This window comes from Sphingomonas limnosediminicola, assembly GCF_039537965.1.
GTDB classification, from domain to species: domain Bacteria; phylum Pseudomonadota; class Alphaproteobacteria; order Sphingomonadales; family Sphingomonadaceae; genus Sphingomicrobium; species Sphingomicrobium limnosediminicola.
The window spans coordinates 1,922,190-1,942,638 of record NZ_BAABBM010000001.1 but is presented as its reverse complement, the minus strand read 5'-3'; the positions used below and the strand labels follow the sequence as shown (position 1 = coordinate 1,942,638).

The following is a 20,449-nucleotide window of genomic DNA, read 5'->3' as shown; positions in this document are numbered from 1 at the left end:
AGCATCGCGCCGCCGAACAATGGATGCTGGCCTTGGTCAGCACGACGGAAGAGGAAACATGCCCAGCAGCACTCGCACTGAAACCGACAGCTTTGGCCCGATCAACGTACCGGCCGACGCTTATTGGGGCGCCCAGACCGAACGGTCGATCGGCAATTTCCCGTTCGGTCCGCGCGAGCAGATGCCCGTTGAGATCATCCATGCGCTGGGCTTCATCAAGCAGGCGGCGGCCAGGGTGAACGCGCGCCTTTGCGGCCTCGACCCCAAGCTCGCGGAAGTTATCCAGCAGGCGGCGAGCGAAGTTGCCCGCGGCGATCTCGACACCCAATTCCCGCTCGTCATCTGGCAGACCGGTTCGGGCACACAGTCGAACATGAACGCCAACGAAGTGATCGCCGGCCGTGCCAATGAAATCCTGTCCGGCATGCGCGGCGGCAAGGAGCCGGTTCACCCCAACGACCATGTCAACAAGGGCCAGTCGTCCAACGATAGCTTTCCGACGGCCATGCACATCGCCGCCGCGCGCGGGGTGGAAGGCAAGCTGCTTCCCGCACTGCGGCTAATGCTGGACCGCCTTAACGACCAGGCCCAGCGTTGGGATTCGATCGTCAAGATCGGCCGCACCCATTTGCAGGATGCGACCCCGCTGACCCTCGGCCAGGAATTCTCCGGCTACGCGCAGCAAGTTTCCGACTGCATCGAGCGGGTCGAAAGCGTCATGCCGCGCGTGTTTCGGCTCGCGCAGGGCGGCACGGCGGTCGGGACCGGCCTCAACGCACCCAAGGGTTTCGCAGAGGCCTTCGCGGCGGAGGTGTCGCAGCTGACGCAGCTGCCGTTCATCTCTGCGCCGAACAAGTTTGCCGAGCTCGCGGCCCACGACACGATGGTCGAGCTTTCCGGCGTGCTCAACGTCATTGCAGTGTCCTTCACGAAGATAGCCAACGACATTCGCTTGCTTGGCTCTGGCCCACGCTGCGGCCTTGGCGAGCTGATGCTGCCCGAGAATGAGCCGGGCAGCTCGATCATGCCGGGCAAGGTCAATCCCACGCAGGCCGAGATGCTGACCATGGTCGCCGCTCAGGTGATGGGAAATCACGTCGCGGTGACGGTCGGCGGAATGCAAGGCCACCTGGAGCTCAACGTGTTCAAGCCGCTGATTGGGGCGAACGTCGTTCGGTCAATCAATCTGCTTGCCACTGGCGCCGAGAGCTTCACCAAGCGCATGCTCGACGGCGCCGAGCCCGACGAAGCGCGCATTGCCGAGCTGATGAACCGGTCGCTGATGCTGGTCACCGCGCTGGCGCCGGAGATCGGCTACGACAATGCCGCGGCCATCGCCAAGCATGCGCACAAGCATGGCAAGACGCTCAAGGAAGCGGGCCTCGAGCTTGCGCTGATCGACGAGGAAACCTTCGATCGCGTCGTGAAGCCGGAAACAATGATCGGGCGCTAGAGCGCCAAGTTCAGCCGGACGCCCAGATTATCAATCCCCGGGTTTTCCGGGCTGAAGAGCGTCGCGTGGCTCATGTGTATCCAGCTCGCTTCGAGGCTGAGGCGGCTGTTCACCTGCGCGCCGACGGCGAGTTCGGGCTCGAACAGGATTCGGCTTCCGAACGCGATCTTGTCGCGCCGGTAGTAGTCCGCGGCCGAACCATTGTGAATCGCGAGGCCGATACCGGGTCGCACATAGACTTTCCGACCGAACTTCGCAGCCACGCCGAGGGCGGCATAGCTGGTCTCGCCGGCCGTATTCAGCGCGCCGAAGACATACGGCTGCAACGGCGTCTGCCCAATTCGGCCCCCGCGATAGCCAAGCTGCACGTCCATCCCGTCTTCAAGGCCGCTCTTATCGGTCGGAAGCTTGACGTCGTGGACGTAGAGGCCGCTGAAAATCTCACCGGCATGCGCGGCGGCAGGAATCCCCGCCACCACAGACCCCGCGCACAGGATTGCGAAACGCTTCACTCGATTGTCTCCATTGTCCACGCAACCAATGCCTCACCGCCCGAAAGGTGCCGGTCTCAACCCGCCGCCTGCCAAGCCTGAACCCCCGAATTCGGCGCGAGCAGCATCCAGACGTTCAGCGTCAGGTTGTCGCGGATCACGAAAAGCGGAATCAATTCGAGCACGATGACCAGCAGGATCGAGCCCCACGGCGGCAGCTTTCGCGCGGCGAGGAAGCCAATCGCCATCATGGTGATGTCGGACAGCGAATTGAGGATACTGTCGCCACTGTAACCGAGCGCCGTGGTCGCCGTGCGATAACGGTCGATCACGAAAGGCGTGTTCTCGGTCACTTCCCAAGCTGCTTCGACGAGCAAAGCGACCGTGAACCGCCACTCCACCGGCCAGCGGCGTGCGACGAGCCACAGGGCTGCGTAGAACAGCAGGCCGTGCACGATGTGGCTGATGCTGTACCAGTCGGCCAGCATCTGGCTAGTCTTCGGACTGTCACGAAGATTCACCCACAGGTTCACTTCGCCGCAGGTGCAGATCGGGTGGCGGCCCATGAGCAGCAGCGTCACCGCAGCAACCGCGATCACGATGGCAAAAGACAAGATCGCGGTGCGGCGGGAAGTCATTCACGCACAGGCTTAGCAGAGGCTTGGCGCTTGCAAAGATCGGCCGTTCGGAGAATGACCCCCGACGATGCTGCGTAGTTACGGGCCCGGATGCGATGGAAGCGTCGTCGACGCGAGCAGCCAGCGCATTCCCGATGGGGCGACCTGGATCGATCTCGAAGAGCCGACCAGGGAAGAGGAGCAGCTCGTCGAGCGCTGCATTGGCGTCAACGTGCCTACCCAGGCCGAAATGGCGGAGATCGAGCCCTCCAGCCGCCTCTACGACAAGAACGGCACCCTCTACATGACGGTCAGCGCGCTGCGCGGTGTCGAAGACGCGCAGCCGACAACGACCCCGATCGGCTTCGTCCTTGCCGGCAATCGCCTCGTCACCATCCGCTACGCGACGCCCAAGCCGGTTCGGAATTTCGAGAATCACGCCAGGCGCGACCCGGAGCTGGTCCGTGACGGGCCGACGGCCATGCTCCGCCTCATCGATGCGATCATCGACCGGCTGGCCGATGAGATCGAGGATGTCGGCGCGACAATGGAGGAGCTTTCGCAGGAGATTTTCTCGAGTAACCAAGACGAGAGGCGGATTCCCGCCGCCCGGCTGACCGCGCTACTGACCCGAATAGGCCGGACGCAGACGCTCCTGACCAAGATCCGCTATTCGGCCGTCAGTACCTTGCGCATGCTAAGCTTCCTCGGCGGATCCAATTTCATTCACGAGACAGAGCACAAGGATGCCCGACATCATCTCGGCAGCATGACCAGCGACGTCACGTCGCTGAGCGAGCACGCTAGCTTCCTGTCGGATAATCTCACTTTCCTGCTCGACGCTTCACTCGGCCTCATCAGCATCGAGCAGAACGCGGCAATGAAGCTCTTTTCGTGGGCGGCAGTCGTGTTCCTGCCGCCGACGCTGATTGCCGGCATCTACGGCATGAACTTCGAGCACATGCCCGAGCTAAAATGGCTCGCCGGCTATCCGTGGGCCCTCTTACTGATGTTCATCAGCGCGGTCGGACCGTACCTCTATTTCAAGCGCAGAGGCTGGATCTAGGCTTCGAGCGGAATGGCCGGCGTCTCGTCGGCCTTCGCGGTTGCAGCAGCACGGCGCTTCGCAAGCGCCGCATAGGCCCGTGCGAGGTCGCCCGCGGCTTCCGCCCGGTCACCGGCTTCCCGTGAGGACGCGAGCGCTCTGGCTTCGGCGGCGCGGCGGCGGAAATAGTCGCTGTCATGGGTCATGGAATTCAACTTAGTGGCGGTCCTAAACGGTGGGGAGACCGCGTTTGTTCATCTTGGCGCAAGGTTTCCACCGCTCGGCGCATTGATACGGACGTTTGCGGGGTTCGACCCGCGTTGCTAAGGGCCGTCACAACCCCAAATCAGCACGCAGAACCGTCAAGTTCGCGACGAAAAGGACAGCAATGATCCCGACCGGCCAGGACAGCCTCCACACCCGCACGACCCTCGATGCCGGCGGCAGGACCTACGCTTATTATTCGCTGCCCAAAGCGGCCGAAGCGCTCGGCGATGTGTCGCGCCTGCCTTTCTCGATGAAGGTGTTGCTGGAGAACCTGCTGCGCTTCGAGGACGGAGTCACGGTGACCCGCGACGACCTCCAGGCGATGGTCGACTGGCAAAAGGACCGGAAGATCGCCCGCGAAATCCAGTATCGCCCGGCGCGCGTGCTGATGCAGGACTTTACCGGCGTCCCAGCAGTGGTCGACCTTGCCGCCATGCGCGACGCGATGAAGAGCCTTGGCGGCGACGCACAGAAGATCAATCCGCTCGTTCCCGTGCATCTCGTCATCGACCACAGCGTGATGGTCGACGAGTTCGGCACGCCCCAGGCGTTCGGGAAGAATGTCGAGCTGGAATATGCCCGCAACGGCGAACGCTATGAGTTCCTCAAGTGGGGAAGCAGGGCGTTCAACAACTTCCAGGTCGTGCCCCCGGGCACCGGCATCTGCCATCAGGTGAACCTTGAGCATGTGTCGCAGTGCGTCTGGACCGGTGAGGACCAGAGCGGCGAGACGGTTGCTTATCCCGACACGCTCGTCGGCACCGACAGCCATACGACGATGGTCAACGGTCTCGGCGTCCTCGGCTGGGGCGTCGGCGGCATCGAGGCAGAGGCGGCAATGCTGGGCCAGCCGGTCAGCATGCTGATCCCCGAAGTCGTCGGCTTCCGTCTCGACGGCCAGATGAACGAAGGCATTACGGCGACCGACCTCGTGCTCACCGTTACGCAGATGTTGCGGCAGAAGGGCGTCGTCGGCCGCTTCGTCGAATTCTACGGGCCGGGCCTCGACAGCATGACCGTCGCCGACCGCGCCACGATCGCCAACATGGCGCCGGAATATGGCGCGACGTGTGGTTTCTTCCCACTCGACCAGCGCACGCTCGACTATCTGGAACTGACCGGCCGCGATGCGGACCGTATCGCGCTGGTGAAAGCCTATGCGCAGGCGCAGGGCCTGTGGCGCGACGCCTCCGCGCCGGAGCCCGTGTTCACCGATACGCTGGAGCTCGACATGAGCAGCATAGAGCCGTCGCTGGCGGGCCCGAAGCGGCCGCAGGACCGCGTTCTGCTCACAGATGTCGACGACCAGTTCAACGGCGAGCTCGAAACCACGTACAAGAAACACAACGACCCGCGCGTCAGCGTCGAGGGCGAGCAGTTCGACTTCGGCAACGGCGACGTCGCGATTGCGGCGATCACCAGCTGCACCAACACCTCGAACCCCTCGGTGCTGATCGGCGCGGGTCTGCTCGCCCGCAAGGCGCGCGCGAAGGGCCTTCAGACCAAGCCGTGGGTGAAGACCAGCCTCGCGCCGGGAAGCCAGGTAGTGACCGACTATCTCAACGAGAGTGGTCTCAGCGAGGACCTTAACGCGCTCGGCTTCGACCTTGTTGGCTATGGCTGCACGACCTGCATCGGCAACAGCGGTCCGCTGCCCGAGCCGATCAGCAAGGCGATTACGGACAACGATCTCGTCGCCGTCAGCGTGCTGTCCGGCAACCGAAATTTCGAAGGCCGCGTGTCGCCGGACTGCCGCGCCAATTACCTCGCGTCGCCGCCGCTGGTCGTCGCCTTCGCGCTCAAGGGCACGGTCCGGACCGACATGGTCAGCGAGCCGCTTGGCACGGGCCGCAATGGTGAGCCCGTATTCCTGAAGGACATCTGGCCTTCCAACGAGGAAATCCGTTCGCTGATCGACGCCCACGTCCACAGCGACATGTTCCGTCGCCGTTACGCCGACGTATATCATGGCGACGATCGCTGGCAGGCCATTTCGGTCACCGGCGGCGCGACTTACGGCTGGCCGCCCGCGTCCACCTACATCCAGAACCCGCCCTACTTCACTGGCATGACGATGACGGCGACACCGCCGGGCGACATCGACGGCGCGCGGGCGCTGGCCGTGTTCGGGGATTCGATCACCACCGACCACATTTCCCCCGCAGGCGCGATCAAGCCAGACAGCCCGGCGGGCCGCTACCTGCTCGAGAACGGCGTCACCCGCGCCGAATTCAACAGCTACGGCGCGCGGCGCGGCAACCACCAAGTGATGATGCGCGGCACCTTCGCCAACATCCGCATCCGCAACCGCATGCTCGACAATGTCGAGGGCGGCTTCACCCGCTATGCGCCGACCGGCGAGACGATGGCGATCTACGACGCGGCCATGGCCTACAAGCATGACGGCACCCCGCTCGTGATCCTTGCGGGCAAGGAATATGGCACGGGAAGCTCGCGCGACTGGGCCGCCAAGGGCACCGTCCTGCTGGGCGTGCGCACCGTCATCGCCGAGAGCTTCGAGCGCATCCACCGCTCCAACCTCGTGGGCATGGGCGTCCTGCCGCTGCAATTCCGCGATGGCGAGAATGCCGAGAGCCTCGGCCTGAAAGGCAGCGAGACCTTCACCATCCATGGCGTCGCCGACATCCAGCCGCGACAAGACATTGAGGTGCAGGTCACGCGCGAGGACGGCTCGACGCTGACGGTTACCGCCCGCTGCCGCATCGATACCTTCAACGAGCTCGAATATTTCCGCTCGGGTGGAATTCTTCACTACGTGCTTCGGAAGCTCGCGGCGGCGTGACACCGCTTGAGATCGGCGTCGAGGTCGTCGGCTGGGCCGGCGCGGCGCTGATCCTGCTTGCCTATCTGCTGCTGTCGGCCGGAAAGCTGACGGGGCAGTCGCTCGTCTATCAAGGGATGAATATCGTCGGCGCAGCGGGCTTTGTGGTGAACGGCTGGTGGCACGGCGCCGTCCCGTCGGCGTCGCTCAACGTGCTATGGCTGCTTATCGGAGCAATCGCATCATGGCGGATATTGAAGAAAAGAGGATCGTCGACCTCAGCCATGTGATCGAGCATGGCATGACGACCTATAAGGGCCTGCCCGGCCCGGCGATCTGCGACTTTTGGGAGCGGGAAAGCACCGCGGCGAACTACGACGACGGCTCGACCTTCCAGATCGGGCGCATCGACATGGTCGCGAACACCGGGACTTACGTGGACTCTCCGTTCCACCGCTACGCCGAGGGCTCAGACCTGTCGGAGCTGCCGCTGCCATTGCTGGCAAACCTGCCCGGCATCGTGGTCCGCCGCCCGTTCGACATCGAGCTGCCGACTGACGCGGTTCACTTCGAGGGCCTGGAAGTCAGCGGGAAAGCTGTGCTCATCCACACCGGATGGGACCGCCACTGGCGGACGGAAGGCTATTTCGGCGATCATCCTTATCTCACCGCGGCGGCGGCCGACTGGCTCGCCGAGCAGGGCGCGACGTTCGTCGGTATCGACAGCTGCAATATCGACAATATGCACGTGAGGGCGCGGCCCGTGCACACGCGCTTGCTGGGCGCCGACATCCCAATCTGCGAGCATATGACCGGCCTTGGGAGTTTGCCGGACGAGGGCTTCCGGCTATCCGCCGTTCCGCCGAAAATGAAGGGTGTCGGGACCTTTCCGGTCCGCGCCTACGCCGTGCTCGGCTGAGCCAACGCCTCTTCCAGCCATTCCGGCATGAGTGCGCCCTCCAGATCGTCGAGGCGGCGATGTTCGACGGCCAAGCCCACCTCGGGATAGACAACTCGCGCCCGCGGCCCTTCCGCTTCCGTTACGATGACGACCAGGCGGCGGTTCACCTTTGACCGCCAGTTCATGCGCGCAGTATTCTCCTGGCCGACAAAGCAGCCCTTCGAGAAGCTGACGCCATTAAGCTCGGCGGCATTGCATTCTAGCCAAAGGATGTCGCCGAGCTCGGCGCGGCCTTCGGTGACACCTAGCCTCAAACGATGCTCGAACCAGCCGGAAGCGGGCTCCTCCGCTGGGGCCACCCAACGGCGCCCGAGAGCGGCTAGCCTCGGATCGATGCTTCCTTGCCCGCCATGCGGCGACCAGTGAACGGCCAGCGTCTTATCCCGCTCAATCCGGATGGGGCGTCGCAAACGGTAGATTGAGAGCCGCTTGATCAGTTGGTCCGCTGCAGCGGCTTCGCAATCCAGCAGCAGATCGTCGCCATCCGCCCAGACGATGAAATCGAACAGGCACTTGCCCTGAGGCGTAAGGAGGCCGGTCCAGACCGGCAGCTCGCCCGCGACGTCGCTTGTCACCAGCCCTTGGAGGAAGCCACGTACGTCTTCGCCGGACAGGCGGATCAGGGCACGGTCGGTCAGGGTGGTCGCGGCCATGCCCTTCAGTTAGGGAGCCGTCCGTGGCTTCGCAAATGCTGACCATCCGCCGTCCCGATGACTGGCACGTTCACCTTCGCGACGGCGGGATGCTGCGCAAGGTCGCGCCCTACACGGCGCGGCAGTTCGGCCGGGCAATCGTCATGCCCAATCTCGTCCCGCCAGTGACCAGCGTGGAAGCCGCGTCAGCCTATCGCGAACGGATCCTCGCGGCGGCAGGGCCCGGCTTCACGCCGCTGATGACCTGCTATCTGACCGACCAGGCTGATCCCGACGAGTTGGCGCGCGGGTTCGAGCAGAAGGTCTGGATCGCAGCCAAGCTCTACCCGGCGGGCGCAACGACCAATTCGGCTTCTGGCGTGACCGACATCCGCAACATCTATCCGGCCCTGGAGCGGATGGAGCAGATCGGCATGGTCCTGTGCGTCCATGGCGAGGTCACCGACCCGGACGTGGATGTGTTCGACCGCGAGGCAGTGTTCATCGACAGAGTGCTGACAGGCGTCGTCCGCGACTTCCCCGCGCTGAAGGTCGTTTTCGAGCATATCACGACGGCCGAAGCGGCGGCCTTCGTCGAAGGGTCGGGCCCGAACATCGCCGCCACCGTCACGCCGCAGCATTTGATCATCAACCGCAACGCGCTCTTCGCCGGCGGACTGCGGCCGCACGCCTATTGCCTTCCGGTGGCTAAGCGCGAGCATCACCGGCTAGCGGTCCGCAAGGCCGTTACATCAGGCTCGGGCAAGTTCTTCCTCGGCACGGACAGCGCACCGCACACCCGCGAGGCGAAGGAATCCGACTGCGGCTGCGCCGGTATTTTCAATGCGCCGTTCGCGCTAGAGAGCTACGTCAGCGTATTCGAGGAGGAAGGCGCGCTCGACCGGCTCGAGGCATTCACCTCGCTTAACGGTGCGCGCTTCTACGGCCTCCCTCCGCACGAAGACAGGCTCACGCTGGAGCGCATCGACACGCAGGTACCCGTTGAGATCGAAGGACTGGTGCCCTTCCACGCGGGCGAAACGCTCAGCTGGCGGTTCCTCGGCTAGCGCGGTCCGCCGGTGCCGCTGGTGCCGATTACGGCGCCGAAATGATCTTCCAGCCGCTGGTAGCATTCGCAGGCCCTGCGCTTAAGGCCCGCGCGGTCGGTCACTCGCACGACGCCTCGCCCGGTTGAAACCAACCCCTCGCTCTGAAGCGACCGGATGACCGCGTTGACGGTGGTCCGCTGGACGCCAAGCAATCCCGCGAACGCCTCCTGCGTCAACTCGATGCGATCACCGGCGCGATCCTGCGCATGCAGCAACCAGCGCGCTGCGCGCTCTGGGATTGAGTGAAAGGCGTTGCACGCCACCGACTGCATCACCTGCGCCAGCAGATAGTCCGAGAAGCGGCAGAAGATGTTCGAGATGAAGCCCGACCTCTTCTTGGCATCCTCAAGCGCTCCCATCGACACTCGGAAAACCGGCCCGCCGACAAGGACGATCGCGCGGGAATAAGCTGGTGCCTGCCCGCAGCTGATGATGCCGCCGACCGCGCCTTCACGGCCGATCGATGCAACCTCGACGGAACGGCCGCCGTTCAATTCGACCGTCATGGAGACCATGGTCGAACCGATCGGGAATACGCTCGATTCGACCTGTTCGCCGCGCGTGAGCACGATGTCGCCCACTTGGGTTTGTTCGAGCACACCCTGGGGCTCGATCAGCGCCCGCGCTTCGCGCGAGAATGTCGCTAGCAGGCGGTTGCCCGCAAAGGCCTCATCAGCCTGATTCGATTCGTCTGTTGCTGTCTCAGCCACGTCCTTCACTCCGAGCATTAGCCCGCCCTTGAGCTTGTTTCGGTACCGGCCCAACCCGCGGTGCTTAAATGCACACGGCGCCAAGTTGCTCCATTAGCTCTCGACGGCTTCGACCTTGCTCGTGCGTCCAATTAGAAGGCAATCGGCGACCAACCGGAAAGGCGCGACGTCGACATCGCTCCGGCGCTCGTCGATCAGGTCGACGAAATGACGATAGATATCGGGATATTCGCCGATCCCGTCGTCTTCCTGCATTTTGCCGTCGAGCATCAGCTTCGACCCGCCGCCTTCGAGGCGCAGGGAAGTGCCGTCGGCAGTTTCGAGGGCGATCGTCCATTCCTCGCCCTCGGTGCGCCGCCAGTCGAGGCTTGCGGTCAACGGCCCATCGGCTTGCGGACTCGAGAAGACGATATCCGCCGCAATAGGTGTCTGCGCATTTTCGGGCACGCTCAGCTCTGCCGACTCGACGAACAGGCCTCCCGGAAAGATCTTTGTCGCGATGGAAAAGGCGTTGATCCCGGGGTCGAATACGCCGAAGCCGCCTGGCCCCCAGATCCACTGCTGTCCCGGATGCCACTTGTGCACGTCCTCATGCCACAGGATCTGCATCGACTTGACGCGCTTGCCGGCGAGGGTCTGCGCCGCCGCGGCGACCGTCGAATGATGCTGCGCATGCCACGTCGTGTAGACGGTGAGTTGTCGCGCTTCCCCAAGGCAGGCGAGGTCGCTGATCTGCGCCAGGCCGGCCGTGGGAGGCTTTTCGAGCAGACAGTGCAGCCCCGCATCGAGGCACTCGCGCGCAATTTCGTATCGCGGGCCCGGCGGCGTGGTGATCGCGACCGCCTGCAACCCATCGACCGTGCGGACGAGTTCGCGCCAATCGGTGAAGGTCTTCGCGATTCCCTGCCCCGAGCGGCTCGATGTCGCGACCAGCTCGAAGCGAGGATTGCTGTTGATCGATGGCACGTGCTGGTCGTCGGCGATCTTGCCGAAGCCGATGATGGCGATCTTGATCGGCGTCATGCGCGCCTCACGCTCGCGACGTAGGCGCGCGCCTTCTCCAGCGTCTCGGCCGCAGACTGGCCGGGCTTGTACAGCCCCGAGCCCAGCCCGAAGCCAGCGGCGCCCGCCTCCAGCCACGGCTGCATGTTGTCCGGCGAGATGCCGCCCACGGCGAGCACCGGAATATCCTTCGGAATCACTGCCAACTGGGCCTGGAGGACCTTCGGAGAAGCGCCCTCGGCGGGGAACAGCTTCAATCCATGCGCGCCGGCACTGATGGCTGCGAATGCCTCCGTGGGCGTGAAATAACCAGGCGAGGAGACAAGCCCGGCTGCAGCGCTCACCGCGATGACATCAACATTCGTGTCAGGCGAAACGATGATGCGACCGCCGGCATTCTTCACCTCGTCCACCTGCTCGGCCCGCAAGACCGTCCCGGCGCCGACCAGCACCTCGTCGCCGAACCGCCGCGCCAGCAACTCGATGCTCTTCAACGGCTCGGGTGAATTGAGCGGGACCTCGATGATGCGGATGCCCGCTTCGCGGATGGCGTCGCCGATCGCCTCGGCTTCATCCGGCCGCACGCCGCGCGTGATCGCGATCAGCGGGCATTGGCCCAGATAGTGTCGCAGCAGCTCTTTCGCGTTCAACCGTCGATCCTCCTGGCGATCTCATGAATGCCGGCGAGGAAACATTGTTCACCGTCGAGCTCGATTGCCTCGCGTCCGGCCTCCTTGATGGCGGTGGCGTAGAGCCGCGTGAGCTCGGGCCGGCCCATGACGTGGACTTGCGGATCCGACGAACGCGCAAGCCCGATGTGAACGTCGCAGCCGATCAGGAGCCCGCTGGTCCAGGACGCCGCATCTTCCTTCCTCGCCTGCCCGAGCAGCACCCGCGCCCGAACAGCGAACAAGTCCGCCGGCAGCGCCTGTTGCGCGATGGAATGGCGAACTGCCTCCTTGAACGTGTCGTTCGGCTCGACTTCGCCCTGCAGCAGGTCGGCGAGTATGCTGTGACCCTTGAGCAGGCTGAATAGCTCGCCGGTCATAACAGTCCGGAAGTCGTGGATTCTGCCTTGGCGGAGTAGCGCCCACTTATTGTGCGTGCCCGGATGACAAACGAGGGCTTCCGGCTCGAGAAGACCTGCCGCCGCGGCGCCCAGGAGTTGGACCTCCTCGCCGCGCATCACATCCGCGCGGCCGTCTCCGATGAAAGATACACCCGGGACGATTGCCTCGTGGTCGCCAGCCCGGACCAACCCTTTCACCAGATCGTCGATATCTGCGGGGCACGGCACATAGGGTGCTTCATGCCAGCCGCGGTTCGATCCGATCATCCCGGCGAGCAACAGCGGCCTGTCCCCCAAGCGCTGCCGGATCTCCGAAACCGCATTGGGGAAGCCGCCATCCGGCACGGACAGGATGCCCATCCCGTCCTCGAACTCATCGATGCAGTGCCCGGCGCCGTCGATTAAATAGGCGCGGCGGTTGGTGGTGCCCCAGTCGACTGCGATATATCCGTCGGTCCAGCCCATGCGTGGCGCTCATAACGAAAAACTGGCCGAGCGCGATCCGGCAGCGTTTTTCTTTTCGGGCCGCACGGCTATCCCACCTCCGTGCCTGTCGACTCAAACGTCAAATGCGTGGCCGATGTCCACGCCCTTCTCGGCGAGGGCCCCGTCTGGGTTGCGCGCGAAGAAGCGCTCTACTGGCTTGACATCAAGGGCCGGAAGATTTTCCGCCTCGCCGACGACGGCACGCTCGGCCATTGGCCTACGTCACGCCGAGTCGGATCGCTCGCGCCCCGCAAGAATGGCGCCTTCATCGCCGGCACCGAGGACGGAGTCGCCATCATCGACCCGGCGAGCGACCGCTTCTATCTGATCGCCAACCCGGAAGAACATCTGCCCGGCAATCGCTTCAATGACGGCAAGCTCGACCGCCGTGGCCGTTTCTGGGCCGGGACGATGGACGACAGCGAGCGCGAGGCGGCTGGAACGCTCTATTGCATCGACGTGGACCAGAGCTGCGTCGCCATCGACACGGGCTACAAGGTCACCAACGGACCCGCGTTCAGCCCCGCCGGCGACATCATGTACCACAACGACAGCGCGGCGCAGGTCACTTACGCCTTCGACATAGGCCCCGACGGCAAGGCCGGGGCGCGCCGCACCTTTCTTCAGTTCGGGGGAGGCGACGGCTTTCCCGACGGAATGACGGTCGATAGCGAAGGCTGCCTGTGGATTGCCTTTTGGGACGGCTGGTGCGTTCGCCGCTATTCGCCCGCGGGAGAGTGGCTGCAAACGGTCGAAATGCCCGTCGCGCGGCCGACCAGCTGTACCTTCGGCGGCCGCGATCTCGAACGGCTTTACATCACGTCTGCAAGCATCGGCCTCGATGAAAGCGCCCGCGAGATGCAACCAAATGCCGGGGGATTGTTTATCTTCAGTCCCGGTGTGAGGGGACTTGCAGACGTTCCCTATGCGGGCTGACGTCACGAAAACTCCAGGAGATTGAGCCATCGCTAACTTCATGTTCGCGACGGGGATCGAGAACAGCTATCCCACGATCAATCACGGCAAGACCCGCGTCGATGAGATGGAGGTCTGTGGCCATTACGATCGCTGGCGCGAGGATTTCGATTGCGTCCAGGAGATCGGGATCAACTATCTCCGCTACGGTCCCCCAATCCATAAGACATGGCTCGGGCCTGGAAAGTTCGACTGGGAGTTCTCCGACCTCGTCTTCGCCGACCTGAAGCGGCGGGAGATCACCCCGATCGTCGACCTGTGCCACTTCGGCGTGCCCGATTGGGTCGGCAATTTCCAAAACCCGGACTTCCCGCGCCTCTTCGCCGATTATGCGGGCGAATTCGCCGAACGCTTCCCTTGGGTGCAACTCTATACGCCGATCAACGAGATGTTCATCTGCGCGGTCTTCTCCGCCAAATACGGCTGGTGGAACGAGCAGAAGAAGGACGACCGCTCATTCGTCACGGCGCTCAAGCACCTCGTGAAGGCCAACATCATGGGGATGATCGAGATCCTCAAGCGCCGGCACGACGCGATCTTCATCCAGAGCGAGAGCTCCGAATATTATCACGCGGACTCACCGGCTGCGATCGGCCGCGCCGAAGTGCTGAACCAGATGCGCTTCCTGTCGCTCGACCTCAATTACGGCCGGCGCGTCGACAGCGGGATGTACCAATACCTGCTCGATAACGGGATGACCCGCGAGGAATATGAGTGGTTCCTGGACCATCGGCTGAAGCAGCACTGCATCCTCGGCAACGACTATTATGCGCTGAACGAGCATCGGGTATTCGCGGATGGCCACACCGTCGCGGCTGGCGAGACCTTCGGCTATTCCGAGATCACGCGCCAATATTACAACCGCTACCGGCTGCCGGTGATGCACACCGAGACCAACCTGTGGGAGGGGCCGCACGGCGACGAGGCGGTAAAGTGGCTGTGGAAGGAATGGGCGAACGTGCTGCGCCTCCGCAACGTCGGCATCCCCACCGTCGGCTTCACTTGGTATTCGCTGACCGACCAGGTCGACTGGGACACCGCACTCCGGGAGAAGAACGGCAACGTCAATCCGCTCGGCCTGTTCGACCTCGACCGCAAGATCCGGAACGTAGGCAAGGCGTACAAGCAACTTATCGCCGACTGGCGCAACGTCCTTCCCGCGCAAAGCGTGTGCCTCGTCGTTCCGATCAAGAAGGTCGGCGACTATGATCAGGGCGACGATGACGCTGCCGGTCGTGACATTGCCGGCGAAGCGAACGCAAACGAGGCGCAAGGATGAGCGGACGCAAGATCGGGCGGATTGAGACCTTCTTCGCGCCGCCGCGCTGGCTGTTCGTCCGCGTTGAGAGCGAAGACGGAGCATTCGGCTGGGGCGAGGCGAGCCTGGAGGGCTGGGCCGAGGCCGTCGATGGCGCGTTCGAAGCCTTGCGCGATCGTTTCATCGGCGTCGATCCGTTCAACATCGAGGATATCTGGCAGGTCGGCTACCGCGGCGGCTTCTATCGCGGCGGCGCGGTGCTGATGTCGGCGCTCGCCGGTCTCGAGCAGGCGTTGTGGGACCTCAAGGGCCGGGCGCTCGGACTGCCTGCCTGGCAGATGCTCGGCGGCAAGGTCCGCGACAGGGTGCGCTCCTACGCCTGGATCGGCGGCGACCGCCCGCATGAGATCGCCGACGCCGCCGAGGTGCGAAAGCAGCAGGGCTTCAACGCGGTCAAGATGAACGCGACAGCCGAACTCGACTGGATCGGAACGCCAAAGCTATTTGATGACGTAGTGAAGCGGGTCGAGGCAGCGCAGACGCTCGGCATGGACGTCGGTCTCGACTTCCACGGACGCGCCCACCGGCCGCTAGCGAAGCAGCTTGCAAAGGCGCTCGAACCGCTTGGCCTGCTGTTCATCGAAGAGCCGTTGCTCTCCGAAAACCACGACGGCCTCCGCGAGATTGCGGAGCACACTTCGACACCGATTGCGCTCGGTGAGCGGCTCTACAGCCGGTGGGAGTTCAAGCCCTTCTTCGAGGCTGGCATCGTCGACATCATCCAGCCCGATCTCAGCCACGCTGGCGGAATCCTCGAGGTGCGCAAGATCGCGGCGATGGCGGAAGCCTATGACGTCGCGGTCGCGCCCCACTGCCCGCTCGGGCCGCTAGCCCTTGGCGCTTGCCTTCAAATCGCGGCCTGCACGCCGAACCACGCGATCCAGGAAATCAGCCTAGGCATCCACTATAATACTGGCGGCCACGACCTGTTGAACTTCTGCACCAACAAGGAAGCGCTGACGCCAATCGACGGCTACCTTCCGGTTCCGGAAGGCCCGGGCCTCGGCGTCGAGATTGACGAGGCGGCGGTGCGGGAGGCTGACAAGGATCGCCATCGCTGGCGCAACCCGATCTTCCGCACGAAGGACGGCAGCTTCGCCGAGTGGTGACCGCCGCTCAGATGCCTAATGGCATTTGAAGCGTTCGAACGGTTCCAGGCAGGATTTACAGCGCCACTGCGCTTTGCACGGCGTCGAGCCGAAGCGGCTGACTTCGACGGTATCGGTCGAACCGCATTGCGGACATTCCGCCGTCGCTGACTCGCTAGGCGGGGCGATGCCGTAGGCTTGGAGCCGCTCGCGGCCGCGCTCTGTAATCCATTCCGTGGTCCAGGGCGGAAAGAGGACACGCTCGATCCCGACATCGTGAAAGCCGGCGTCGTCGAGCGCCACGCGGATTGATTGTTCGATCGCGAGGGTCGCGGGGCAACCTGTGTAGGTCGGGCTGATGCGGACGCGCGGCGGGTCGGAGACAAAGCCACGGACAATGCCGAGATCCGTGATCGTCAGCACCGGAATTTCTGGATCCGGTATGGTTTCGAGCACGGCCATGATCGCCGCCTCGTCCAGCACTGCGACACCGCTCATGAGAGTGATGTTACACCCGTTCGAGTGCGAGCGCGATTCCCTGGCCGACGCCGATGCACATCGTGGCGAGCGCGAGCTTGCCGCCGTTGCGCTGGAGTTCCTCCGTCGCGGTGAGCGCGAGTCGGGCGCCGGACATGCCGAGCGGATGACCGAGCGCGATCGCGCCGCCATTGGGGTTCACCCGTGCATCGTCGTCGGCGATGCCCAGCTGGCGCAGGACGGCGAGGCCCTGTGCCGCGAAAGCCTCGTTGAGCTCGATCACATCGAAGTCTGCAACCTTGATGCCGAGCCGCCTGGCCAGCTTCTCGGTTGCGGGGGCAGGGCCGATGCCCATGATCCGCGGCGGAACGCCGGCCACCGCCGCGCCGAGAACGCGGGCGCGCGGCGTCAGGCCGTTGCGCTTGGCCGCTTCTTCGGAGGCGATGATGATGGCCGCCGCTCCGTCGTTCACGCCCGAGGCATTACCCGCGGTGACCGTGCCGTCGGGGCGAACGATCGGCTTCAGCTTGCCGAGCGCTTCGAGCGTCGTGGCGCGCGGATGCTCATCCTTGTCTACGACGATCGGGTCGCCTTTGCGCTGGGGGATCGGCACCGCCACGATTTCCGCGGCGAGACGCCCGTTCGCCTGCGCCTTAGCTGCCTTCTCCTGGCTGCGAAGCGCAAACGCGTCCTGATCCTTGCGACTGACTTGGAAGTCCTGCGCGACGTTCTCGCCGGTGCTCGGCATCGTGTCGTCGCCGTAGGCCGCCTTCATCTTCGGATTGATGAAGCGCCAACCGATCGTCGTGTCGTATATCTCCGCATTGCGATCGAACGCCGACGTCGCCTTGGCCATGACAAACGGCGCGCGGCTCATGCTTTCGGAGCCGCCGGCGATGATCAGGTCGCCCTCCCCGCTTCGGATTGCCCGCGCCGCCATCGCCACCGCGTCGAGGCCGGAGCCGCACAGGCGATTGAGCGTCACGCCGCCTGAGCTGCCCGGCAGCCCCGCGAGCAGTCCCGCCATCCGGGCCAGGTTGCGATTATCCTCGCCCGCCTGATTGGCGCAGCCGAGGATCACGTCGTCGAGATCGGCCCAATCGACGCCCGGATTGCGGTCGATCAGCGCCTTGATCGGGATCGCGGCGAGGTCGTCGGCGCGGACGCTGCTCAGCGCGCCGGCGTAGCGGCCGATGGGCGTGCGGACGTAGTCGCAGATGTAAGCTTCGATCAGAGGACACCCCTGCGGACCTGATCGAGCTCGATGCTCTCAAACAGCGCCTTGAAGTTGCCCTCGCCGAAGCCTTCATTGCCCTTGCGCTGGATGATCTCGAAGAAGATCGGCCCGATCACGTTCTGGGTGAAAATCTGCAGGAGAAGGCCCTGCCCTTCGGTCGGCGCGCCGTCCATCAGGATGCGGCGCTTCTCCAGCTCGGGGATGCTCTCGTCGTGGCCTTTGATGCGCTCGGGGAGCATCTCGTAATAGGTATCCGGGGTGTCCTGGAAGGGAATGCCGCGTGCGCGGATGATGTCGACCGCGTCGTAAATGTTCGATGTGCCGAGCGCGATGTGCTGGATCCCCTCACCCTTATATTCGCGCAGGAATTCTTCGATCTGGCTTTTGTCGTCCTGGCTCTCGTTGAGGGGGATGCGGATCTTGCCGCAGGGCGAGGTCATCGCCTTCGAGAACAGGCCGGTCTGCTTTCCTTCGATGTCGAAGTAGCGAATCTCGCGGAAGTTGAAGAGACGTTCGTAGAAGTCGGCCCAGGTCGCCATGTTGCCGCGGTTCACGTTGTGCGTGAGGTGGTCGATATAGGTGAGCTTTGAATCCGCATCGGCCATTCGCTGCTGCCAGTCGGGATGGAAGTCGAAGTCGACCTCGTAGATCGACCCGGCGATGCCGGAGCCCGGGCCGTAGCGGTCGATAAAGAACAAGCGCGAGCCGCCGATGCCTTCGATGGCCGGCAGGTCGAGTTCGCCGTCGCCCTTGCTCACCTTCACGTCGGTCGCGCCGAGCTTCAGCGCGCGGGCGTGGGCGGCCTTTGCATCGGTGACGCGGAAAGCCATGGCGCAGGCGCTCGGCCCGTGATCCTTGGCATATTGTTCGGCGTAGGAACCCGGCTCGGCATTGATGATGAAGTTGCAGTCGCCCTGCTTGTGAAGCGTGACGTTCTTGCTCTTGTGGCGGGCGATCTCGGGAAACCCCATCTTCGCGAACAGCGAGCGCAGCAGTTCGATGTCGGGCGCGGTATATTCGACAAATTCGAAGCCGTCGGTGCCCATCGGGTTTTCGAGGCCGAGCGGCGATTTGTCGGCGACCTGCGTAGCCATTTATTGTCTCCTTTGCGCGCCAACTGCGCTCACCCGGGCCGCTTTTCAAGAATGCGGCGATGTTCACAGTGAGGGGGGTCAAATCCCGGGGTCTTCTACTTCCACCACTTTGTCACCTAGGGCCGTGTCACAAGCCACGATCGTGGGGTAAGCGAATCGGACGGCTGTATGACAGGGGGATAGTGCATGGACGCGCCCGAAGGCTGGACGGTCGAAGAAGGCGACAAGGCGCTCATTCGCTCCTTCCGTTTTGCGGATTTTAGCGAGGCGTTCGGCTTCCTGACCCGAGTCGCGCTCCATGCCGAGCAGGTCGACCATCACCCGGAATTCACCAGCGTGTGGAACCGGGTCGATTTCCGGCTGACCAGCCACGATGCTGGCGGCGTGACCGAGCGCGACATCAGACTTGCCGAGGCGATCTCGGCACTGGCGAACGGATAGCACCAACAAAAAACGCGGCCCGTCGCCGGGCCGCCCTCCTTGCGAACAACGTCTGGTAGCTTACGCGGCCTGCGCGATCAGCTGACGGCGGCTCGTGCGGCGGCGCAGCTGCCAACCGACAACACCAAAACCGATCATCATCATCGCCCAGGTCGCCGGTTCCGGAACCGGCGGTGCAGCGGCCACGAAGTTCACGTTGCCGTCGAACGAGCTGGCGTTGCCGCGCGTGCCCTGGATGTGGATGGTGTAAAGAAACTCCTTTTTAACCTTAACTTGTCCCGTGATGGGACGATTACTGGTGCTCACCGCAAAAGCATGCTCCGCAAACAGCCGTTAACCATGGATCGAAAGCAATTCGCAGGACGCCTCAGCAGAAATTGTTAACAACGGCGCCGCATCGGGCGCGTATTGTTAACCAGGAGCCGTCCATGTCCCGTTTAATGCGAATTATTCGCTGCCAGAGGGGCGCAAATGCGATCGAGTATGCGCTGGTCGCTTCATTGATTGCGATTGCGGCCGTGGGGGCCTTCGAAGGGCTCGGCTCCAAGATCGACACGATGTTCAACAACGTGTCCAACAAGCTCTGACCTACATCAGCAGCGAAACGCTGAACCTCGAAGAATAAGGCTGGGCGCGGATTTCCGACGCTCCTTAGGCCGCGTCGATCTGCATGACGGGCGTACAGCTCGTCCCGGCGAGTATCTCCTCGACGACTCGTTCCAGCGACTGTGCAAAGACGTCGATCCGAACCGGGAAACGCTGCTCGGGCGAGGGGACGCAAAGCATCAATTCACCGTCGTAGATGACGTTGAATACCTGCTCGACATCGAGGATGAAGTGGTCGAGCTTGCTTTCGCGGACGAGTTAGGACGCGAGAAGGAGCTCGCAACAGGCGCTCCATACGTCGCGGATCGCAAGCGCCGCGACTTCCTGGCCGAAGCGCAGTTGCATGGTCGCCCGGCGGAGTCTGACTTTCTCTTCAAGAGAGCGGCCGAGCTGCGCCGGCGCCGGCATGGTCGTGACCGTGAAGGCTCCGGCAGGTTCGCATGGGCAAGGAATGGCATCGACGAGTCGAAGTGATTCGTTCGCTAGGCGATTTAACACGGATTTAACCATAAATCGCACGCTCGCCCTCACGGCTGTTCCGCTGGTGGAACCAACGTGAATCGGATATATTGCACAGACGGGCGCGGCC

The 20,449-nt window shown here is 63.6% G+C and carries 25 protein-coding genes; 12 read left to right on the top strand and 13 right to left on the bottom strand.

The window, feature by feature from the left end:
- Positions 1-58: 58 nt before the first annotated feature.
- Complete coding sequence (fumC, locus tag ABD704_RS09775) at positions 59-1,453, top strand: class II fumarate hydratase (RefSeq protein ID WP_344699495.1); 1,395 nt, start codon at positions 59-61, stop codon at positions 1,451-1,453.
- Here fumC and ABD704_RS09770 read toward each other — a convergent pair.
- Positions 1,450-1,965, bottom strand: coding sequence for an acyloxyacyl hydrolase (locus ABD704_RS09770; protein ID WP_344699494.1), 516 nt, complete (start codon positions 1,963-1,965; stop codon positions 1,450-1,452). The two genes, fumC and ABD704_RS09770, sit on opposite strands and share 4 nt — an antisense overlap.
- Before the next feature lie 56 nt (positions 1,966-2,021).
- The gene (locus ABD704_RS09765) at positions 2,022-2,582 is read right to left on the bottom strand and encodes a DUF2585 family protein (protein ID WP_344699493.1); all 561 of its coding nucleotides are present in this window, start codon (positions 2,580-2,582) and stop codon (positions 2,022-2,024) included.
- A gap of 67 nt (positions 2,583-2,649) precedes the next feature.
- On the opposite strand from ABD704_RS09765, the gene ABD704_RS09760 reads away from it, so the two are divergent.
- Positions 2,650-3,627, top strand: a complete 978-nt coding sequence (locus tag ABD704_RS09760; protein ID WP_344699492.1) for a magnesium transporter CorA family protein — start codon at positions 2,650-2,652, stop codon at positions 3,625-3,627.
- Here ABD704_RS09760 and ABD704_RS09755 read toward each other — a convergent pair.
- Positions 3,624-3,812, bottom strand: coding sequence for a hypothetical protein (locus ABD704_RS09755; RefSeq protein ID WP_344699491.1), 189 nt, complete (start codon positions 3,810-3,812; stop codon positions 3,624-3,626). The genes ABD704_RS09760 and ABD704_RS09755 overlap by 4 nt on opposite strands.
- Before the next feature lie 182 nt (positions 3,813-3,994).
- On the opposite strand from ABD704_RS09755, the gene acnA reads away from it, so the two are divergent.
- Genes acnA through ABD704_RS09740 form a run of 3 tightly spaced genes read left to right on the top strand, consistent with a single transcriptional unit; the run spans position 3,995 to position 7,574 of the window.
- Positions 3,995-6,676 (top strand): aconitate hydratase AcnA, encoded by a 2,682-nt coding sequence (gene acnA, locus ABD704_RS09750; protein ID WP_344699490.1) that lies wholly within the window; start codon positions 3,995-3,997, stop codon positions 6,674-6,676.
- The gene (locus ABD704_RS09745) at positions 6,673-6,945 is read left to right on the top strand and encodes a CBU_0592 family membrane protein (protein ID WP_344699489.1); all 273 of its coding nucleotides are present in this window, start codon (positions 6,673-6,675) and stop codon (positions 6,943-6,945) included. Before acnA ends, ABD704_RS09745 begins: the two co-directional genes overlap by 4 nt.
- The gene (locus ABD704_RS09740; protein ID WP_344699488.1) at positions 6,900-7,574 is read left to right on the top strand and encodes a cyclase family protein; all 675 of its coding nucleotides are present in this window, start codon (positions 6,900-6,902) and stop codon (positions 7,572-7,574) included. Before ABD704_RS09745 ends, ABD704_RS09740 begins: the two co-directional genes overlap by 46 nt.
- Here ABD704_RS09740 and ygfZ read toward each other — a convergent pair.
- Complete coding sequence (ygfZ, locus tag ABD704_RS09735; RefSeq protein ID WP_344699487.1) at positions 7,556-8,269, bottom strand: CAF17-like 4Fe-4S cluster assembly/insertion protein YgfZ; 714 nt, start codon at positions 8,267-8,269, stop codon at positions 7,556-7,558. The genes ABD704_RS09740 and ygfZ overlap by 19 nt on opposite strands.
- Before the next feature lie 35 nt (positions 8,270-8,304).
- Here ygfZ and pyrC point away from each other — a divergent pair, with 35 nt between their 5' ends.
- Positions 8,305-9,315 (top strand): dihydroorotase, encoded by a 1,011-nt coding sequence (pyrC, locus tag ABD704_RS09730; protein WP_344700528.1) that lies wholly within the window; start codon positions 8,305-8,307, stop codon positions 9,313-9,315.
- On the opposite strand, the gene ABD704_RS09725 is transcribed toward pyrC, so the two are convergent.
- The 4 genes from ABD704_RS09725 to ABD704_RS09710 all read right to left on the bottom strand — a co-directional run bounded on the left by ABD704_RS09725 (position 9,312) and on the right by ABD704_RS09710 (position 12,603).
- The gene (locus tag ABD704_RS09725) at positions 9,312-10,067 is read right to left on the bottom strand and encodes a Crp/Fnr family transcriptional regulator (protein ID WP_344699486.1); all 756 of its coding nucleotides are present in this window, start codon (positions 10,065-10,067) and stop codon (positions 9,312-9,314) included. The two genes, pyrC and ABD704_RS09725, sit on opposite strands and share 4 nt — an antisense overlap.
- 93 nt (positions 10,068-10,160) lie before the next feature.
- On the bottom strand, positions 10,161-11,090 hold the full coding sequence (locus ABD704_RS09720; RefSeq protein WP_344699485.1) for a Gfo/Idh/MocA family protein: 930 nt from the start codon (positions 11,088-11,090) through the stop codon (positions 10,161-10,163).
- The gene (locus ABD704_RS09715) at positions 11,087-11,719 is read right to left on the bottom strand and encodes a 2-dehydro-3-deoxy-6-phosphogalactonate aldolase (protein ID WP_344699484.1); all 633 of its coding nucleotides are present in this window, start codon (positions 11,717-11,719) and stop codon (positions 11,087-11,089) included. The genes ABD704_RS09720 and ABD704_RS09715 overlap by 4 nt, the downstream gene beginning before the upstream one ends.
- Positions 11,716-12,603 (bottom strand): 2-dehydro-3-deoxygalactonokinase, encoded by an 888-nt coding sequence (locus ABD704_RS09710; protein ID WP_344699483.1) that lies wholly within the window; start codon positions 12,601-12,603, stop codon positions 11,716-11,718. Before ABD704_RS09710 ends, ABD704_RS09715 begins: the two co-directional genes overlap by 4 nt.
- A gap of 108 nt (positions 12,604-12,711) precedes the next feature.
- Between ABD704_RS09710 and ABD704_RS09705 the strand changes: the two genes are divergently transcribed.
- The 3 genes from ABD704_RS09705 to dgoD are packed head-to-tail and all read left to right on the top strand — an operon-like array spanning position 12,712 to position 16,026.
- Positions 12,712-13,560 carry an SMP-30/gluconolactonase/LRE family protein gene (locus ABD704_RS09705; protein ID WP_344699482.1) on the top strand — a complete coding sequence of 283 codons (849 nt, stop codon included), beginning with the start codon at positions 12,712-12,714 and terminating at the stop codon, positions 13,558-13,560.
- Positions 13,561-13,600: 40 nt separating this feature from the next.
- Positions 13,601-14,878 carry a family 1 glycosylhydrolase gene (locus ABD704_RS09700; RefSeq protein WP_344699481.1) on the top strand — a complete coding sequence of 426 codons (1,278 nt, stop codon included), beginning with the start codon at positions 13,601-13,603 and terminating at the stop codon, positions 14,876-14,878.
- Positions 14,875-16,026: a galactonate dehydratase gene (gene dgoD / locus ABD704_RS09695; RefSeq protein WP_344699480.1), complete on the top strand. Its 1,152-nt coding sequence runs from the start codon at positions 14,875-14,877 to the stop codon at positions 16,024-16,026. Before ABD704_RS09700 ends, dgoD begins: the two co-directional genes overlap by 4 nt.
- A 15-nt stretch (positions 16,027-16,041) precedes the next feature.
- Here the strand turns inward: dgoD and paaD are convergent, their stop codons facing one another.
- Genes paaD through hppD form a run of 3 tightly spaced genes read right to left on the bottom strand, consistent with a single transcriptional unit; the run spans position 16,042 to position 18,813 of the window.
- The gene (gene paaD, locus ABD704_RS09690; protein WP_344699479.1) at positions 16,042-16,503 is read right to left on the bottom strand and encodes a 1,2-phenylacetyl-CoA epoxidase subunit PaaD; all 462 of its coding nucleotides are present in this window, start codon (positions 16,501-16,503) and stop codon (positions 16,042-16,044) included.
- A 10-nt stretch (positions 16,504-16,513) separates the two neighbouring features.
- Positions 16,514-17,716 carry a 3-oxoadipyl-CoA thiolase gene (pcaF, locus tag ABD704_RS09685; RefSeq protein WP_344700527.1) on the bottom strand — a complete coding sequence of 401 codons (1,203 nt, stop codon included), beginning with the start codon at positions 17,714-17,716 and terminating at the stop codon, positions 16,514-16,516.
- Positions 17,713-18,813 carry a 4-hydroxyphenylpyruvate dioxygenase gene (gene hppD, locus ABD704_RS09680; protein WP_344699477.1) on the bottom strand — a complete coding sequence of 367 codons (1,101 nt, stop codon included), beginning with the start codon at positions 18,811-18,813 and terminating at the stop codon, positions 17,713-17,715. Before hppD ends, pcaF begins: the two co-directional genes overlap by 4 nt.
- 186 nt (positions 18,814-18,999) lie before the next feature.
- On the opposite strand from hppD, the gene ABD704_RS09675 reads away from it, so the two are divergent.
- Positions 19,000-19,254, top strand: a complete 255-nt coding sequence (locus ABD704_RS09675; protein WP_344699476.1) for a 4a-hydroxytetrahydrobiopterin dehydratase — start codon at positions 19,000-19,002, stop codon at positions 19,252-19,254.
- 60 nt (positions 19,255-19,314) lie between these two features.
- Here the strand turns inward: ABD704_RS09675 and ABD704_RS09670 are convergent, their stop codons facing one another.
- The gene (locus ABD704_RS09670; protein ID WP_344699475.1) at positions 19,315-19,560 is read right to left on the bottom strand and encodes an FxDxF family PEP-CTERM protein; all 246 of its coding nucleotides are present in this window, start codon (positions 19,558-19,560) and stop codon (positions 19,315-19,317) included.
- A gap of 122 nt (positions 19,561-19,682) precedes the next feature.
- On the opposite strand from ABD704_RS09670, the gene ABD704_RS09665 reads away from it, so the two are divergent.
- Positions 19,683-19,841: a Flp family type IVb pilin gene (locus ABD704_RS09665; protein ID WP_344699474.1), complete on the top strand. Its 159-nt coding sequence runs from the start codon at positions 19,683-19,685 to the stop codon at positions 19,839-19,841.
- Positions 19,842-19,905: 64 nt separating this feature from the next.
- Here ABD704_RS09665 and ABD704_RS09660 read toward each other — a convergent pair whose 3' ends face one another.
- Complete coding sequence (locus tag ABD704_RS09660) at positions 19,906-20,040, bottom strand: hypothetical protein (RefSeq protein ID WP_344699473.1); 135 nt, start codon at positions 20,038-20,040, stop codon at positions 19,906-19,908.
- A gap of 51 nt (positions 20,041-20,091) precedes the next feature.
- On the opposite strand from ABD704_RS09660, the gene ABD704_RS09655 reads away from it, so the two are divergent.
- Positions 20,092-20,334: a hypothetical protein gene (locus ABD704_RS09655; RefSeq protein WP_344699472.1), complete on the top strand. Its 243-nt coding sequence runs from the start codon at positions 20,092-20,094 to the stop codon at positions 20,332-20,334.
- Positions 20,335-20,449 lie beyond the last annotated feature (115 nt).